Source organism: Xanthomonas hortorum pv. cynarae (genome assembly GCF_002939985.1).
In the GTDB taxonomy this organism is placed as follows: Bacteria; Pseudomonadota; Gammaproteobacteria; order Xanthomonadales; family Xanthomonadaceae; genus Xanthomonas; species Xanthomonas hortorum_D.
On sequence record NZ_MDFM01000016.1, the window covers coordinates 24,714 to 41,787 of the forward strand.

The 17,074-nt window shown below is 64.3% G+C and carries 13 protein-coding genes; 7 read left to right on the forward strand and 6 right to left on the reverse strand.

The annotated features are described in order from the left end of the window. Nucleotides 1-17: 17 nt before the first annotated feature. Entirely contained in the window at nucleotides 18-1,571 is a 1,554-nt protein-coding gene (locus XcyCFBP4188_RS12500) for a B12-binding domain-containing radical SAM protein (protein ID WP_104592240.1), read from the reverse strand. Nucleotides 1,572-1,725: 154 nt separating this feature from the next. On the opposite strand from XcyCFBP4188_RS12500, the gene XcyCFBP4188_RS12505 reads away from it, so the two are divergent. After that, nucleotides 1,726-2,787 (forward strand): phosphoenolpyruvate carboxykinase (ATP), encoded by a 1,062-nt coding sequence (locus XcyCFBP4188_RS12505; RefSeq protein WP_104592260.1) that lies wholly within the window; start codon nucleotides 1,726-1,728, stop codon nucleotides 2,785-2,787. Nucleotides 2,788-2,871: 84 nt separating this feature from the next. Beyond that, a complete protein-coding gene (locus XcyCFBP4188_RS12510; protein ID WP_043911184.1) occupies nucleotides 2,872-4,596 on the forward strand; it encodes an ATP-binding cassette domain-containing protein in 1,725 nt (574 codons plus the stop codon). A gap of 33 nt (nucleotides 4,597-4,629) precedes the next feature. Here the strand turns inward: XcyCFBP4188_RS12510 and XcyCFBP4188_RS12515 are convergent, their stop codons facing one another. Continuing rightward, the gene (locus XcyCFBP4188_RS12515) at nucleotides 4,630-6,042 is read right to left on the reverse strand and encodes an MFS transporter (protein WP_104592241.1); all 1,413 of its coding nucleotides are present in this window, start codon (nucleotides 6,040-6,042) and stop codon (nucleotides 4,630-4,632) included. A 435-nt stretch (nucleotides 6,043-6,477) separates the two neighbouring features. Here XcyCFBP4188_RS12515 and XcyCFBP4188_RS12520 point away from each other — a divergent pair, with 435 nt between their 5' ends. Beyond that, nucleotides 6,478-7,479 carry an LLM class flavin-dependent oxidoreductase gene (locus XcyCFBP4188_RS12520; RefSeq protein WP_006452787.1) on the forward strand — a complete coding sequence of 334 codons (1,002 nt, stop codon included), beginning with the start codon at nucleotides 6,478-6,480 and terminating at the stop codon, nucleotides 7,477-7,479. A gap of 60 nt (nucleotides 7,480-7,539) precedes the next feature. Further along, nucleotides 7,540-8,040 carry a pyridoxamine 5'-phosphate oxidase family protein gene (locus tag XcyCFBP4188_RS12525; protein WP_006452786.1) on the forward strand — a complete coding sequence of 167 codons (501 nt, stop codon included), beginning with the start codon at nucleotides 7,540-7,542 and terminating at the stop codon, nucleotides 8,038-8,040. Nucleotides 8,041-8,075: 35 nt separating this feature from the next. On the opposite strand, the gene XcyCFBP4188_RS12530 is transcribed toward XcyCFBP4188_RS12525, so the two are convergent. Together XcyCFBP4188_RS12530 and XcyCFBP4188_RS12535 are read right to left on the reverse strand one after the other, a co-directional pair. Continuing rightward, a complete protein-coding gene (locus tag XcyCFBP4188_RS12530; protein WP_167393546.1) occupies nucleotides 8,076-8,747 on the reverse strand; it encodes an exopolysaccharide biosynthesis protein in 672 nt (223 codons plus the stop codon). Then, nucleotides 8,731-10,071, reverse strand: a complete 1,341-nt coding sequence (locus XcyCFBP4188_RS12535; RefSeq protein WP_006452784.1) for a hemolysin family protein — start codon at nucleotides 10,069-10,071, stop codon at nucleotides 8,731-8,733. The genes XcyCFBP4188_RS12530 and XcyCFBP4188_RS12535 overlap by 17 nt, the downstream gene beginning before the upstream one ends. 274 nt (nucleotides 10,072-10,345) lie before the next feature. On the opposite strand from XcyCFBP4188_RS12535, the gene XcyCFBP4188_RS12545 reads away from it, so the two are divergent. The 3 genes from XcyCFBP4188_RS12545 to XcyCFBP4188_RS12555 all read left to right on the forward strand — a co-directional run bounded on the left by XcyCFBP4188_RS12545 (nucleotide 10,346) and on the right by XcyCFBP4188_RS12555 (nucleotide 12,993). Continuing rightward, nucleotides 10,346-10,972 carry a DUF47 domain-containing protein gene (locus XcyCFBP4188_RS12545; RefSeq protein WP_104592242.1) on the forward strand — a complete coding sequence of 209 codons (627 nt, stop codon included), beginning with the start codon at nucleotides 10,346-10,348 and terminating at the stop codon, nucleotides 10,970-10,972. A gap of 9 nt (nucleotides 10,973-10,981) precedes the next feature. Beyond that, on the forward strand, nucleotides 10,982-12,109 hold the full coding sequence (locus XcyCFBP4188_RS12550; protein ID WP_104549334.1) for an inorganic phosphate transporter: 1,128 nt from the start codon (nucleotides 10,982-10,984) through the stop codon (nucleotides 12,107-12,109). 122 nt (nucleotides 12,110-12,231) lie between these two features. Beyond that, a complete protein-coding gene (locus tag XcyCFBP4188_RS12555; protein WP_006452780.1) occupies nucleotides 12,232-12,993 on the forward strand; it encodes a YdcF family protein in 762 nt (253 codons plus the stop codon). Between the two features lie 286 nt (nucleotides 12,994-13,279). Here XcyCFBP4188_RS12555 and XcyCFBP4188_RS12560 read toward each other — a convergent pair whose 3' ends face one another. Together XcyCFBP4188_RS12560 and parE are read right to left on the reverse strand one after the other, a co-directional pair. Then, the gene (locus XcyCFBP4188_RS12560; RefSeq protein WP_006452779.1) at nucleotides 13,280-14,794 is read right to left on the reverse strand and encodes a S10 family peptidase; all 1,515 of its coding nucleotides are present in this window, start codon (nucleotides 14,792-14,794) and stop codon (nucleotides 13,280-13,282) included. 377 nt (nucleotides 14,795-15,171) lie between these two features. Beyond that, nucleotides 15,172-17,061 carry a DNA topoisomerase IV subunit B gene (gene parE, locus XcyCFBP4188_RS12565; protein WP_104592243.1) on the reverse strand — a complete coding sequence of 630 codons (1,890 nt, stop codon included), beginning with the start codon at nucleotides 17,059-17,061 and terminating at the stop codon, nucleotides 15,172-15,174. Between the last annotated feature and the right edge of the window lie 13 nt (nucleotides 17,062-17,074).

Here is a 17,074-nt window from a genome sequence, read left to right on the forward strand (position 1 = left end):
TCGAGAGGCGTTGCGCGCTAGCCGACCAGCACGGTTGCCAGCTGCCGCGGTTGACCTGTGGCAACGCTGACCAGCGGTTCGGTGCGATGCTGTTTTTCTGATGCGATCAGTTCGGACCAGCGTGCTTCCAGGCGATCGGATGCCTGCGCAAACGCATCGGCACTCATCGTTGCGCGCGCCTGTTGCAGATCCACTTGCGTATGCAGCAGATCGCGCACGCTGCGATAGAACTCCGAGCCGTAGGCGCCACGGAACATCATCGCCAGGTCGTCGCTGTCCTGCCAATGGGTCTTGCCGCCCAACTGGTTTTTCACTTCTTCGTAGAACTTGGTGCCGGGCAGGGGATAGGACACGCTGACGCCGATGATGTCCGGGTTGGCCTGCGTCACCAGGGCGCGCGTGGCCAGGATGTCGTCGAGTTCCTCGCCCAGATAGCCGAGTTGAATGAAGAAACCCACGCGAATGCCGCGCGCACCCAGGCGTTGGCGTGCGGCGATCACCTCGCCAACCGTGGTTCCCTTGGTCATCTTGTCGAGGATGCGCTGGCTGCCGCTTTCCGCACCCAGCCAGGCCTCTGCGCAGCCGGCGCGCGCCAGTGCCGCGGCCATGCGCTCGCTGGCCAGATCGGCGCGGGTCTGGATGGTGAACGGAATCGCGCCATCGGCATCGGTCAAACGCTGCGCAAAGGTTTCCACCCAATCGATATGGAAGCCGAAGATGTCATCGGCCATCCAGATGTGATCGGGTTGAAAACTGCGTTTGAGGTGGATCATTTCGGCAGCCACATCTTCGGCATCGCGGCGCTTGTAGTGGTTGCCCCAGATCGGTTTGGCGCACCAGTTGCAGCGGAACGGGCAACCGCGCGAGGCGGCCATGTTCAAGCTGAAATAGCCGTGCCGTTGCTGCCAGAAACGCTGGTAACGCGGCATGTCCACCAGGTCCCATGCCGGCAGGCCGCTCAGGCGTGCGTCCGGCGGTTGTGCGCCGCGATGTACGTGTGCCTCAGCGGAGGGGCTGGTGGCGATACGTGCAACGCCCGCGAGCCAGGCACCCGTGTCGATGGTGGGATCTGCTTCGACGCGCGCCACCAGTTCCAGCAGCGGTGCGATGCCTTCGCCGATCAGTACCGCGTGCGCGCCAGCGGCCAGAAACACATCCGGATTGTCCGAGGCATCCGATCCGGCCACCAGCACGCGGCAACCGGCCGCACGCGCCTGCGCAATCATCTGGCAGGCAGCCTCGCGCATGCGGCTCAGGCACATCTTGGTGAGGAAGTTGAAGTTGTCTTCGTAGAACACCACCATGTCCGGCTGCGCGGCGTGCAAGGCGCCGGTGTAGTCCTGCACATCCTCGGCCAGCATCGCGTCGAACAGGCTCAAGGTATGGCCACGCTCGCGCAGCAACGCTGCGACCTGCAGTGTTGCCAACGGTGGATACGGCTTGCCGCGCTCCCATTGCTTCGGGTCGTAACGCAGAAAATACGAATGACTGACCTGGATCTTTAGCATCTGCACAAGGCTCTCGTTCTGTCGCCAGCTACGCGCAGCAATGGCGTGCGCAGACACCGGCATTCGGCTCGGCAGTAGGTGCGCACGCAGATGCGTTTGGTTGCGCCGCTGCGAAGCGCGCTATGCCATGCGTTATGCATGTGTGTCGCAGGCAGCGATGCAACCTTTCAGCAACGGATCGGCACACACCGGCTGATTGATGCAATGGATGGAAGGCATGCCCCACTCGGCCGCGTTGGCGGAACACCTGCCAGTGAGCGATACCGCACGCTTGGCGCCGCCCGGCAATGCGCTATCGCCTGCAGACCCGTTCGGTGAGCGCAGTGAGCGTCGATTCGTGGTGCGCCGGCAGATTCTCGGTGCGCTGTTTCATTTCCAGAGCGACAGCGAGGCGTTGCTGGCGTTGGTGGATGCCGCCTATGCAGGCTTGCCCGCGCATCGCCTGCCGGCTGCGCCGGAATTCCATGTCACGCTGGATCTGGTATCGCGTGGCCAGGCGCCATCGAGCGCAGAACCGCCACCGGTGCGCACGCACGCAAGCGGTGGCTTGCTGTGCGGCATCTTGGATGCCTGCAATTACCTGATGCTGTCGGTGCCCGAGCGCCGCGCCATGCTGGTGGTCTCCGAGGACATGCTCTCCCACGCCTATCACGTGCGCTATGAGCTGATCGAATTTGTGGTGTTCCTGCTTGCTGCACGCGGAATGGGATTGGTGCCGCTGCACGGTGCCTGCGTGGGCCGGCACGGACGCAGCGTGTTGCTGCTCGGCGCCAGCGGTGCGGGCAAGTCGACGCTGGCGCTGCATAGCTTGCTGCATGGGCTGGACTTCATCGCCGAAGACGGCGTGTTCGTTGCGCCGGAGAGTCTGCTGACCACCGGCGTTGCCAACTTCCTGCATCTGCGCTCGGACGCGCTTGGTCTGGTCGATGCAGACACTCGCGCGTGGATCAGCGCATCGCCGACCATCCGCCGCCGCAGTGGCGTGGAAAAGTTCGAGATCGATATCCGCCATGGCCGTGCACAGCTTGCGCGCACGCCCTTGCAGCTGTGCGCCGTGGTGATGCTGTCCGGCACACCTGCCAGCACGTCGGCGCAGCGTCTGCTGCCAACGCCGGCCGAGCAGATTGCCGAGTGTCTGGCGCGCGATCAACCTTACGCCGCCGGTCAACCAGGGTGGCAGCGCTTTGTCGAACAGGTGCAGCGTGTCGGCATGTTCACGCTGCGGCGTGGCACGCATCCGCAGGCATCGGTGGATGCACTGCTGCAGTTGTTGCGATGAGGGCGCAGATGCCGGTGCGTCGTCGCGTGATCCATACGCCTGCCAGCGTGCCGAAGCGCCTCTTGCACGATGTGCATCGCTGAGATGCAGACCTCCATCCCCCGCGATCGCATGCGTGCCGGCTTGCGCACGTTCGTCGGCACGCTGGTGCCTGCAGACGGGCCAACCATCGCGCTCTATGTCGCCCTGTCACTGGCGGCTGCATTGGCCGGCAGCATCGTGGCGGTCTGCCTGGTGCCATTGGTACAACCCGGCCACAGCGTGCAGTTGGCCGGCTATCGGCTGGCGTTGCCTGATGGTCTGGCGATACAGACGGCGCTGTTTGCCGGCGTCAGCCTGGTATTTGCCGCACTGCGATGGCATAGCGCGCGGCTGGCCGCACGGCTGACCAGCCGCTACGCAATCGGGCTGCGCCGTCGCGTGCATGCCGCGTTGATCGACGCACCGTTGCCAGCCTTGTCCGGCGCCAGTTCGGCAGAAATCGCCAACGTACTCACCTATAACATCGAAATCGCCACACAAGGTTTCGGCGCGGTGCTGCAGCTGCTGGTGGCCGGCATGACGGCGCTGGTGAGCATCTGCATTGCCGTGCTGATCGCACCCACGCTGGTGCTGGCGATGCCGTTGCTGCTCGCCCTGGCCTGGTTGGGCTTGCGCATCTCCAGCAGCGACAGGCAGGCGCGCATCAGCCGCGACTACGTGGCCGACATGACGCAGTTGTTCTGGTTGAGCGAAGATTTCCCGCGTCGCCTGCGGCATGTGCGCTCGTTCCAGCGCGAAGACGTCGAAAGCGGCCATTACGAGCGCATTTCCACGCGGCTGGGGCAGGGCTATGCACAACAGCAGGAGCTGGTGGCGGGTAGCCGCTTGGTGCTCGAACTCACTGCCGTGGCCGCGATCGCCGGCATTCTGGTGCTGGCCAATCTCTGGCAGGGCGCCGACCGCGCCGCGCTGATCGCCGTCAGCCTGCTGCTCGGGCGCTTGCTGCCGTATCTGGTCACCACGCGGCAAAGCGTGCAGCAACTGCGCTCGGCCTGGCCTGCATTGCAGTTGTGGCGGCGTTATGTGGAACTAGGCACCACGCGTGCGCAGGCGCCGGCAGAAACGGCAGTGCCATTGCCGGCAGCGCTGCATATCGAACACATCGGCCTGGCACCGCCGCTGCCCAGGCTCGATCTGGGTCCGATGATTCTGCTGCCGGGCGAAATGACCTTGGTCGTCGGGCCGTCCGGTATCGGCAAGAGCAGTCTGATGGATGTGCTTTCCGGGCAGACCCCGCCCGCACAGTTCACCGCGCATATGGCCGGACGCCGGCTGGATTTCGGCGCGTATCGCGCATTGGTTCGGCATAGCGCCTACATCGGCCAGGGCGTGCGGCCATGGCAGCGCAGCGTGCGCGATTGTCTGGACTGGGCGCTGCCCGGCACGGCGGATGCACGCATGTGGGAGGTGTTGGGCGATGTCGGTTTGAGCGCGCGCCTGCAGCGCGACGGTCAAGGTCTGGACACGCCGATCAATGGCCCGGAGGGACGCCTGTCCGGTGGCGAATCGCAGCGCTTGTTGTTGGCGCAAGTGCTGTTGCGCCAACCGACCTTGGCGGTGCTGGACGAAGCCACCAGTGCGCTGGATGCAGATGCCGAACATCAGGTGTTGTGCACGCTACGCCAGCGTCTGCCGCAGACCGTGTTGGTGGTGGTCTCGCATCGCACCAGCCTGGCCGCAGTGGCAGATCGCACGGTTGCGCTCGGCGTCGTGCTTGCTGCGCATGCAGCTGTCAAAGTTGATGCAGTTGCAAGCTCGCGCACGTAATCGCTGTCTAGTTCAATTGCGTCGGCACAGGGATTAACCGGCAATTTCTTCCAGTGCACGATTGCGCGTCCGCGGCCCGAACAACGCAATCACGCTGGCCACGATCGACATGCTGATCACGATAAACGCCAGCACGCCATGGCTGCCGACCTGCGCAAGCAGCCAACCGATCAGCACGCTGCTCACGGCGGTGGAAAGACGGCTGAAGGAATAACAGAACCCTACTGCACGCGCGCGCAATCCGGTGGGGAACAGCTCGGCCTGGTAGCCGTGATAAGCGAAGCTCATCCAGGCATTGCAGAACGCAATCATCGCCCCGCACGCCACCATGCCGGTCGCCTGATGCTGCTGCGAAAACAGCACGCCAAACAGCACTGCGCCCAACGCCGATGCGGTGATCTGCCACTTGTTTTCCCAGCGCTGCGCAAAGCGCAGCAACAGCAGCGGTGCCAACGGGTAAGCCAGCGAGATCGCAAAGGAATAGCCCAGGCTCTTGGTCACGCCGGTGCCTTGCGCCGAGATCAGTGCCGGCAGCCAATTGCCGAAGCCGAAGAAGCCGATCGCCTGAAAGATATGGAACACCACCAGCATGCCGATGCGCCCGCGATAGGGCGCTCGCCATAACAGCGATGGCTGCGTGTCGCTGTGTGCCAACGGCACAGCCACCTGCTGCGGCATCGCCAATGGCGCGCCCAGATCGCGTTCGCAGCGCGCCTCCAGTTGGATCAGCACCGCGTCCGCTTCGGCATGGCGTCCTTGCGCCGCCAACCAACGGGCCGATTCCGGCAAACGGCTGCGCAGCCACCAGATCGCCAGCGCAAACACGCCACTCAGCAATACCACCCAACGCCAGCCGCTCACCCCCAGCGGTGCATGCGGCACCAGCAGCCAGGCGGTCAGCGCCACGGCCGGCACGGCCAGAAACTGCACGAAGAACGCAAACGCAAATGCGGCGCTACGCATATGCCGCGGCACCAATTCGGACAGGTAGGTGTCGATGGTGACCAGCTCGATGCCTAACCCGATCCCCACCACAAAGCGCAGCACGATGACGCCGGTGGCAGTGCTTTGCAGGCCCATCGCCACAGTGGCAGCGGTGTACCAGATCAACGCGAACGTAAAGACCAGCCTGCGCCCAAAACGATCGGCAAACGGACTCAGCAATGCGGCGCCGACAAACAGGCCCAGAAAGGTCGCCGCCGCAAACGCGGCCTGGTCGGACATGCCGAACACACCATCCGCACCGCTGGCGAAAATGCCATCGCGGATCAGCCCGGGGCTGATGTAGGCGGTCTGGAACAGATCGTACAACTCGAAAAATCCGCCCAGCGCGAGCAAGCCAACCAGCCGCCACAGCGTGGCACTGGCCGGCAGCCGATCAATGCGCGCCGCGATCTGCGCAGCGCCGGAAGCAGGGTCAAGCGGAGCGGTCAAAGCCATTGTCATGCAGCGCGGCCAGTTCGGCATCCATCGTAGCCAGCCCTCTGATCGGTCAGCAGCTGTGCTTCGCGACGCGCTCAACGCATTCGCGCACCAGCAGCCACAGGCATCTAAAAGCCCCTCTCCTGCGGGGCGAGAAGGAAGGCACGGCTTGCGCGCCACTGGCGCGTGTCTTGGAGCGCCCGCGCCGCAAGCGCGGGCCGAGGCGCGGAGCGGGGGCGAGGCCCTAGCAATAGTTGAGCACACGAGGCTTCGCACGCACCCTCATCCGCCCCTGCGGGGCACCTTCTCCCGATGGGGAGAAGGGAGTAAAGCCTCCATAACCATCCCCGCTGTTCGACCACTGGAATGCTGTAATCCCCTCAGCGCCACCTGAGCGGGTAGCAATGCCTGCCGGCCAGCCCCATCTCTTGCACATCATTCATACCCCGGAGTCATCCGATGACGCCCATTTCCGTGCTCGACCTGGCGCCGGTCTGCGAAGGCAGCGACACCACCCACGCCTTCGCCAACATGCTCGATCTGGCCCAGCACGCCGAGCGCTGGGGCTACCAGCGTTATTGGCTGGCCGAGCACCACAACATGCCGGGCATCGCCAGCGCGGCCACTGCGGTGCTGATCGGTCATGTGGCCGGTGGCACCAAGACCATCCGCGTCGGCGCCGGCGGCATCATGCTGCCCAACCATGCGCCGCTGCAGGTGGCCGAACAGTTCGGCACGCTGGCGTCGTTGTATCCGCAGCGCATCGACCTGGGCCTGGGCCGTGCGCCCGGTACCGACCAGCCCACCGCGCGCGCCTTGCGCCGCTATTTCGACAGTGCCGATCACTTCCCGCAGGACGTGGCCGAGCTGCTGCGCTACTTCGCACCGGCGGTGCCGGGGCAGCTGGTGCAGGCCGTGCCGGGCGCCGGTCTGGACGTGCCGGTGTGGTTGCTGGGCTCCAGCCTGTTCAGTGCGCGCCTGGCCGCAGCGATGGGCCTGTCGTTCGCGTTCGCCTCGCACTTCGCGCCCGATGCGATGGACGAAGCCGTGGCCATCTACCGCCGCGAGTTCCGCCCGTCCGCGCAGTTGGCCAAGCCGCACGTGATGCTGGCCTTGAACGTGGTGGCCGCCGAGACCGAGGCGCAGGCGCGCCGCCTGTTCACCACCCAGCAGCAGAGTTTCGTGAACCTGCGTCGCGGCAAGCCGGGCAAGATTCCCGCGCCGATCGACGATATCGACAGCTTCTGGCAGCCGCACGAACGTGCCGGTGTGGAACGCGCGTTGGCCTGCACGGTGCTGGGCGACGCCGAGCAGATCGCGCAGGGCGTGGCCGAGTTCATCGATCGCCACACGCCGGACGAGTTGTTGTTCACCGCCAACATCTACGACCATGCCGCGCGTCTGCGTTCGTTCGAAATCGCCGCCATCGCTTGCCGCGAGCTGGATGTGACCACTGCGTGATTCACGTCGCTTTGCGCGGCGATCCGCTCAGATGCGTCCACATCCATTGGGAAGACCAGCATGCACCTTCAGCAACGCAGCGAGAGCATCAAGCAGTTGGCGGAATTGATCCGCGGCGTGGACATTGCGATGTTCACCACCGTCTCGGCCGACGGCAAGTTGGTGAGCCGGCCGTTGGGCACGCAGGAGGTCGAATTCGATGGCGACCTGTGGTTCGCCACCGCTGCCGATAGCCCGAAGGTGGCAGAGATTGCCGCCGACCCGCGCGTCAATGTGGCGTACGCCTCGGCGTCGAAGAACAGCTATGTGTCGGTCGCCGGTACCGCGCGCGTGGTCAATGACCGCGCCAAGATCGATGAACTCTGGTCGCCGGCAATGAAGGTGTTTTTTCCGGGCGGCAAGGACGACCCCAATCTGCGTCTGATCCATGTGCGCGCCGAATCTGCCGAATACTGGGACGGCCCGAGCGGGCTGCTCGGCAAGGCGCTGTACTTCGTGATGACGGCAGTCACCGACGACACGGGCAGCCTGTCCGACAACCGTGTGGTCGATCTGAAGTAACTGCTGCCGATCAAGTGTGTCGGTCGTCTCGCGCGTCAGCGCCAGGCGGCCGGCCACCAATCGCGCACCAGATCCAGCAGCTGGTCGGAAGTGACCCCGAACACCGCCACCGACACCAGCGCCGCCGCCCAGCCCACCAACAGCAATGCGCCATCGCGTTCCAGCAGGGCAAGCGCGAACAACAGCAGGATCAAGCCGAAAATGTAGTTGGTAAACGGGATCGGCAGCGTCAGCAAGATGCCGACCAGCACCAGCAGCAAGCCGGTGAACACCTGCGCCGGAATACGATCCAGCATGCCGTGCAAACGTGGCTTGAGCAGCCGGTCCAGGCGCTGCAGCGTCGGTGCAAGCCGCGCAACGAAACGCTGGCTGGTACTGCGGCGCGGCCCACGATCGCCGATGAAACGCGGCACCCACGGTTTGCGCAGGCAGCACATCATCTGCACGCCGATCAGCACCGTCAGCGGCCCGCTGATGCCGCCGGCCACGCCGGGAATCGGGATGAAAGAGGGCAGGATCGCCAGAAACAGGAACACGCCGAACGCGCTCTGCTGCAGATCGGCCAGAATCTCGCGTACACGCAACACGTGATTCGGATCGCCCTCGCTGAAGGCCGCCAGCAGGCTGCGCATGCCTTCGTTGCGATACCGCATGTGTTCGCCGCCGGAATCATCGGATGGCGGCGCGCCTTTATCCGACGATGTCATCGCTGTCCTCATCGCCGATGCGGCTCAGCAACAGCTTGTCCACGCGCGCCCCATCCAGATCCACGATCTCGATACGCCACCCGGCCCAATCGAAGAATTCGCCGGCCTGCGGAATACGCCCGAAGTAATAGATGCACAGACCCGCGAGCGTGTGGTAATCGCCTTCGTCGGCTTCGGGCAATTCGGCGCCCAGCACTTCGCGCAGTTCTTCCACCGGCAGCGACCCGTCGATCAGCAGCGAGCCGTCCGCGCGCGTGATCACCAGCGCGTCTTCGTCGGTGTTTTCCACCGCCTGCAGACGGCCGACCACTGCGCCCATCAGGTCGCTGATGGTCACCAGGCCGCGGATTTCGCCGTATTCGTCGACCACCAGCGCCATCGACTGCTGTTCTTCGCGGAAGATCTCCAGCAGCTTCATCGCATGCGTGGATTCGGAGACGAACAAGGTATCGCGCAGCGCCTGGAACAGGTTCTCGCCGTGCCCGCCCATGCGCGTGACCAGCGATTTGACTTCCAGCACGCCAGCAATGTCCTGGTCGCTGCCGCGATACACCGGGTAACGTGAGAACTCATGCTCGCGCATCATCTGCAGATTGCGTTCCGGCTCGGCATTGGCATCCAGCCAGGCGATGCGGTTACGCGGCGTCATCAGGCTGTCGGCGGTGCGGTCGCCCAGGCGCATCACCCGATTCATCATGTCGCGCTCGTGCGCATCGATCACGCCGGCTTCGTGGCTTTCGGCCACCAGCATGCGGATCTCTTCTTCGGTCACCGATGCCGATTCGTCCTTGCCCATGCCCAGCATGCGCAGCACCAACCGGGTCGAGCGCGCCAGCACCCACACGCCGGGTGCGGCAATCTTTGCCAGCCACGCCATCGGCACCGCCACCACGCCGGCAATGTCTTCGGAATTACGCAGCGCCAGCCGTTTGGGGACCAGTTCGCCGAAGATCAGCGTCAGGAAGGTGATCAAGGCCACCGCCAGCGTGCTGCCGATCACCGCCGAATACGGTTTGGGCTCGCCAACCAGCGAGAAAGTGGCCGACAGCGCAGGGAAGGCCAGCTGCAGCCGCTCGCCGATTGCCTCGCCGATGGCTTCGCCGCCGAACAGGCCGGTCAGGATGCCGATCGAGGTGATGCCGATCTGCACCGTGGACAAAAAGTTTTCCGGGCTTTCGGCCAATGCCAGGGCCCGCGCGGCGCGCTTGCTGGAGCCGGCCATCTGCTTCAGGCGGCTCTTGCGCGAGGTCATCAGCGACATCTCCGACATGGCGAAGAAGCCGTTCAACAAAATCAGCGCGATAACGATCAGAAACTCAACCACGGGCGTCTTCCCCGGTCAGTGAAGGGGAGGGCGGGCGAGCACTAGGTTGGCCGGCGCGCACGAGGGCGGGGCGGCAACGGGAGGGTAGGGGGTCGTCTTCCATAGGGTGCACCCGAAGGCGCGCGAGCATGTTAGCAAACCGCAGGGTGGTTCGAGCCGGGAAATGCGCATGTGAAGGCCGCCCCAGGCACCGAGATATCCAGACACGTCACGGAACGGTCATAATTCGCCCTCGGCGTCCGTCTCTCCCTCGACGGCAGGAAGTTCTTCACCCATGTTCTCGTTGCAGACCATCTTCGGTTCCGGCAAGCAGTTCTATGCGCTTCTGAACGAAGCGGCGCAGGCCGCCTACGACAGCACCAAGGCCTTGCACGCCATGATGCGCACGTCCGACCGCCAACCCGCGCTGGACGCCTTCAAGCTGGCCCGCCTGCGCGAACGCGCCGCCTCGGACAAGATCGGCCAGGCGCTGGTGGACAGCTTCATGACCCCGATCGAGCGCGAGGACATCGAAGCGCTGGGTTCGGCGCTGTACAAGATCCCCAAGCAGGTCGAGAAATTCGCCGACCGCTATTCGCTGGCCACCAAGCATCTGGAGCACATCGACTTCGCGCCGCGCGCGGCGATGCTGGAACAGGCTGCCGCGGTGGTGGTGGAAATGGTCAACGACCTGCCGCAGATGAACATCGATCGCATGACCGCGCTCAACGACAAGCTGCGCATGCTGGAAAACGAAGCCGACCGGCTGATGCTCGAGCTGTATCGCGACATCTATTCCGGCCGCCTGGACACGCTGCAGATGTTCCTGCTCAAGGAATTCTTCGAGATTCTGGAAAAGGCCATCGACCGTTGCCGCGAGGCAGGGGTGGTGGTGTACCAGATCGTGCTGAAGAACAGCTGAGGTCGCCGCGTGCTTACCCTAGTTCTGGTGGTGATCCTGGCGGCGTTGGTATTCGAGTTCATCAACGGCTTCCACGACACCGCCAACTCCATCGCTACCGTGGTCGCCACCAAGGTGTTGTCGCCGGGTTGGGCGGTCATGCTGGCCGCCGGCATGAACCTCATCGGCGCGCTCACCGGCACCGCCGTGGCGCTGACGATTGCCTCCGGCCTGCTCAACACCAACGTGGTCGAGGTCACCCCGCAGGTGATTCTGTGCGCGCTGCTGGGCGGCATCATCTGGAACCTGATCACCTGGTGGAAGGGCCTGCCGTCGTCGTCCTCGCACGCCTTGATCGGCGGCCTGTGCGGCGCCGGCCTGGCTGCGGCGCACAACAACTGGGACGCCCTGATCTGGTCGGAGAACATCGGCAACTGGGCCAAGAACAAGGGCCTGTTGTGGAAGGTGTTCGTGCCGATGATCACCTCGCCGATCGCCGGCTTCCTGCTCGGCATCGTGGTGATGCTGCTGCTGTGGGCGATCATCGCCGGCATGGCCAAACTCGGCGGGCCGATTGGCCGGCTGGCGCGTCCGCGCTGGGTCAACGCCTTCTTCGGCAAGGCGCAGATCGCCTCGGCCGCCTACATGGGGTATGCGCACGGCCACAACGACGCGCAGAAGACCATGGGCATCATCGCCATGACCCTGATCGGCGCGCAGTCGGCCGGTGCACTGGACGATCTGCCGAGCTGGCTGAGCTTCCTGCATCCGGGTACGGGCATTGGAGCCGGCGACGGCATCCCGATGTGGATCGTGCTGACCTGCGCGGTGGTGATGGCCGCCGGCACCGCCTCGGGCGGCTGGAAGATCATCAAGACGCTCGGCCACAAGATGGTCAAGCTGCACCCCATCCACGGCTTTGCCGCAGAAACCAGCTCGGCGACCGTGCTCACAGTGGCCGCGCACTTCGGCATGCCGGTATCGACCACGCACAGCATTTCCACTGCGATCATGGGCGTTGGTTTTGCCAAGAATCCACGCTCGCTGCGGCTGGGCGTGATCGAGCGCATCGTCTGGGCCTGGATTTTGACCATCCCGGCCGCCGGCGGCGTGGCGTATCTGATCCTGCGTTGCTTCGAATGGTTTGGCTGGACCTGAGCGCTGTCGTAGCCTGGTCACCTCGGTCGGCGACGATACGGCGCTGGTTGCGGGTGGTCCTGTTGCAGCTCATCCCGTTCGACACGATGTTCTAACGCGTTCTGCCTGAGGAAAACGCGCCGATGATGCTTGCGCTGGTGTGCGTGCTGTTCCTGCTGTCCTGGCTGATCGGCCGCCGGCGCTGGCGGCGCAGCGCCCGCGCGCTGGCGGCGGCCACGTTGGCGTTGCTGCTGCTGGTCGGCTGCGGTCCCTTGTCGAGCTGGATGCTGCACGGCTTGCAACAGACCGGCGTCAACGATTTCAACGACTGGCGCGCGCGCAACATGATCGTGTTGCTGGGCGCGGGCACGGTGCGGCCCGATGGCCCGGATGCCACTGCTGAAGCGAACATGTTTGCTTACGGCCGCATTGTCGAGTCGGCGCGGCTGTATCGGCAATGCCGCGCGCATGGCGGCGACTGCAAGATCGAGATCAGCGGCGGCGACGCGCGCGGGCTGGGCCTGTCCGAAGCGGTGGTGTATCGAAAGGTGCTGATCGGGATAGGTATCGATCAGGCCGATCTGATCATGGAGCCCTCCAGCATGAACACCTGGCAGAACGCGCAGTTCAGCCAGCCGTTGCTGCGCAAGTACCGTGCCGATCGGGTGGTGCTGGTGTCCTCGGCCACGCACCTGCGCCGCGCCGAACTGTACTTCCGTCACTTCGGCATCGAGGCCACGCCGGTGCGCTCGGACTGGTTGACCGCCTCCTGGGCCTGGTTGCCGCAGAGCTACAACTTCACCGTGGCCGATGTCGCCCTGCACGAGTATCTGGGCATTGCGCGCTATCGGGTCTACGAGTGGTTGGGCTGGAATGTGAAGGCCACGCTGCCCGGGGAGTTGTAAGCCGGGAGTGGAGATTCGGGATTCGGGATTGGGAATTCGAGATTCGAGATTCGAGATTCGAGATTCGAGATTCGAGATTCGTAAAAGCCGGCGCGCGTCCTGGTGTGCGCGGCTGATTTATTTCCAACATTGCTTGGTGCGGTGGAGAGCTCGACGGGAGCAACGCATGCGCGGCGGCCGGGAAAAGTAACGGCTCAGCACGGTGGTTTTGCGACTGCTGCGCATTCGCTTGCTGCAACCGGCCTGCAGCATCGCCAGCCGCGTGTGCGGCCGGCGATGCGAATGCTCAGCGTGTTTCGTACATCGCCTTGACGTCGTTGCGGAATGCGGCCTGGCTGTCGGCGCGGTTGTAGAACATGTGGCCGCCCGGATACTCGCGCACCTGCACACGTTTCAGGTCGTTGCCCATCGCCGGCATCTGATCCACAGTCAGCACCGAGCCCATGAACGGGCAGGAGAGATCGTTCCAGCCGTGCGCGATCAACACGCGCAGTTTCGGGTCGATCGCCACCGACTGACGCAGTTGCGTTACCGCGCCCTTGCGCAGTTCGTCGTTCCAGTCCCACAGTTTGTTGACGTCGTAATTGAGCGCCTGATAACGCGCATCGACCTTCCAGCCGACCACGCGGGTGACGAAGTCCACCATCGCGGTGGTGGTCGGCGCGATGATGCTGTCCAGCAACGGGTCGTTGGCGCGTTGCTCCGGATCGTTGGGGAATGGGTCGAACGCGGTCACGTTGGAGTCGTAGCGGCTGCCCAGTTCGCCCTTGTCGCGAAACACCTCGCGCAAGTACGCCTGCGTTTCCAGGCGTCCGCCGGAGCGCCGCACATACGCCGGATCCAGCCCGGTCATGCGCGTGACCTGCTGCAGCATCGCCTCGCTGGCCTGCGGGTCGGTGCGTCCTTTCATCAGCGCCACCGCGTAGTCGCCGCGGGTGTAATCGATCACCTCGCGCATGGCGCTGTCGCTGAGCTTGCCCTGGCGCTCCAGGTGCGCGGCGGCGATCGAGGGCAGCGTCATCATCCATGCCAGTGGCGACACATCGCTGTTGTCGTCCAGAGTCGGGTTGAGATACGGCGACACCAGCACCACACCGTTCATCGCCACGCCCAGTCGGGTCTGCAGGTAATGGGTGATGCGCGGGCCACGGAAGCCGCCATAGCTTTCGCCGACCAGGTACTTGCGCGCCTGCAGACGACGGTTCTTGAGCAGCCAGTCGTAGACCACGCGCGAGAGGTATTCCACGTCGGCCTGCGGGTTGTAGAACTGCTTCTTGGCCTCGTCGTCGCCGATCAGGGAGCGGCTGAAGCCGGTGCCGACCGGGTCGATGAACACCAGATCGGTGAAGTCCAGCCAGGTGCCAGGGTTGTCGCGCAATGCCGCCGGTGCCGAGGCGCTATCGCCTTCGGCGCCGAAACCCACCACCTTCGGCCCGATCGCGCCCATGTTCAGATACACCGACGACGCGCCGGGCCCGCCGTTCAATGCGAACGTGACTGGCCGGTCCTTTCCATCCACGGTGTAGGCAGTGAATACCACCTCGCCGGTGGTCTTGCCTTGCGCGTCGCGTACCGGCAGCGTGCCGACGGTGGCGGTGTAACTCAGCGTCCGGCCGGCCACGCGCGTGCTCTGACGCACGCTGGCATCGGCTGGCAACGGCGCAGGCTTGGATGCCGCTGCGTCGGGTTTTGCATCGCTTTTGGCGTCGCTTTTGCTATCGTTTTTATCTGGCGCAGCAGCCAGCGCCGTCCCGCTGAGCAGGACACAGGCCAGCAGGCCGGCACGGAGAAAAGAGGGCATGGCGATCGAGGTTCGAACAGGGGAGCGACGATGCTAGGCCCCGGCAGCGCTCGGTGGATGTGCACAAAGGCATGTGTGTCGCGCTGACCGATGTGGCTTGCCTGCTGGCTTGAAGCGGCGTGTGCGGCTGTCAGGTGGTGGTCTGATCTAAAGGGTGGGGTTTGCGCAGTCCGTTGAAAATCGGCGTCTACCGAAAAGAAAACCTATAGCACACCCTTCTCCCCTCGGGAGAAGGTGCCCCGCAGGGGCGGATGAGGGTACGGGCGAAGCCTCGTGTCATCCAGTACAGAGTGGCTTCGTCCCGTACCCTCACCCCAACCCCTCTCCCGGCGGGAGAGGGGCTTTAACTTCCGATGTTTTTACCCTTTCCGTATCTTTTAAACTTCCAGCGAAGCCAGATCGCCCTTACTCTCAAGCCACTGCTTGCGATCGCCGGCGCGCTTCTTCGCCAGCAACATATCCATCAACGAACGGGTCTGTTCGCCATCGTCGATGGTCAGCTGCACCAGCCGGCGCGTGTCCGGGTGAATGGTCGATTCGCGCAACTGCTGCGGATTCATCTCGCCCAGGCCCTTGAAGCGGGTGACGCTGACCTGGCCCTTGATCTTCTCGCGCGCGATCTTGTCCAGCAGCGTGGTCTTTTCTTCCTCGTCCAGCGCGTAGAACACCTGCTTGCCCACGTCCACACGGAACAGCGGCGGCATCGCCACAAACACGTGTCCAGCGGCCACCAATGCCGGGAAATGCCTGAGAAACAGCGCAGTCAACAAGGTCGCGATATGCAAACCATCGGAGTCGGCGTCGGCCAGGATGGTGACCTTGCCGTAGCGCAGCCCGCTGATGTCGTCCTTGCCCGGGTCGCAGCCGATCGCGATGGCCAGGTTGTGCACTTCTTCGGACGCCAGCACGCTGCCCGAGGCCACTTCCCAGGTATTGAGGATCTTGCCGCGCAGCGGCAGGATCGCCTGAAAATCCTTGTCGCGCGCCTGCTTGGCCGAGCCGCCGGCCGAGTCGCCTTCGACCAGGAACAACTCGGTGCGCGACAGGTCCTGGCTGATGCAATCGGCCAGCTTGCCGGGCAGGGCCGGGCCCTGGGTGACCTTCTTGCGGACGATCTGCTTTTCGGTCTTCAACCGCGCACTGGCACGGTCGATGGCGATCTGCGCGATCTTCTCGCCGATCTCCACGTTCTGATTGAGATACAGGCTGAAGGCATCGTGCGCGGCGCCTTCGATGAAACCGGCGGCCTGGCGCGAGGACAGGCGCTCCTTGGTCTGCCCGGAGAATTGCGGGTCGGTCATCTTCAGGCTGAGCACGAAGGTGACCCGGTCCCACACATCTTCCGGCGCCAGCTTGACCCCGCGCGGCAGCAGGTTGCGGAAATCGCAGAACTCGCGCAACGCATCGGTCAGGCCCGAACGCAGGCCGTTGACGTGGGTGCCGTGCTGCGCGGTCGGAATCAGGTTGACGTAGCTTTCCTGTACCAGTTCGCCTTCCGGCACCCAGGCCGCGGCCCAGTCGACGATCTCGGTGTCTTTCTTCAGGCTGCCTGCGAACAGGTCGGCCGGCAGCATCTCGTGCTCGGCCATTTCGCCTTTCAGATAGTCGCGCAGGCCATTTTCGAAGTGCCAGCTGTCCTGCTCGCCGGTGGCTTCGTCATGCAGTTTGACGGTCAGCCCGGGGCACAGCACCGCCTTGGCGCGCAGCAGATGGCGCAGCGCGCGCACGTTGAACTTGGGCGTGTCGAAGTACTTCGGGTCGGCCCAGAAGCGCAGCCGCGTGCCGGTGTTCTTCTTGCCGACGGTGCCGACCACTTCCAGCTTGGAGGCGGCAATGCCGTCGCGGAACTCCATGCGGTGCTCGCTGCCTTCGCGCTTGATGAACAGCTCGACCTTGGTCGACAGCGCATTGACCACGCTTACACCCACGCCGTGCAGGCCGCCGGAGAAGGTGTAGTTGCGATTGTTGAATTTGCCGCCGGCGTGCAAGCGGGTCAGGATCAACTCCACACCGGGAATCTTCTCCTCCGGGTGCATGTCCACCGGCATGCCGCGGCCGTCGTCGGAGACCTCGCAGCTGCCATCCTTGAACAAGGTCACTTCGACCTGCTTGGCGTGACCGGCCAGCGCCTCGTCGACCGAGTTGTCGATCACTTCCTGCGCCAGATGGTTCGGGCGCGCAGTGTCGGTGTACATGCCAGGACGGCGTTTGACCGGGTCCAGGCCCGACAGCACTTCAATATCGGCGGCGTTATAACGGGTGTTCATGCATCTCTTGGCA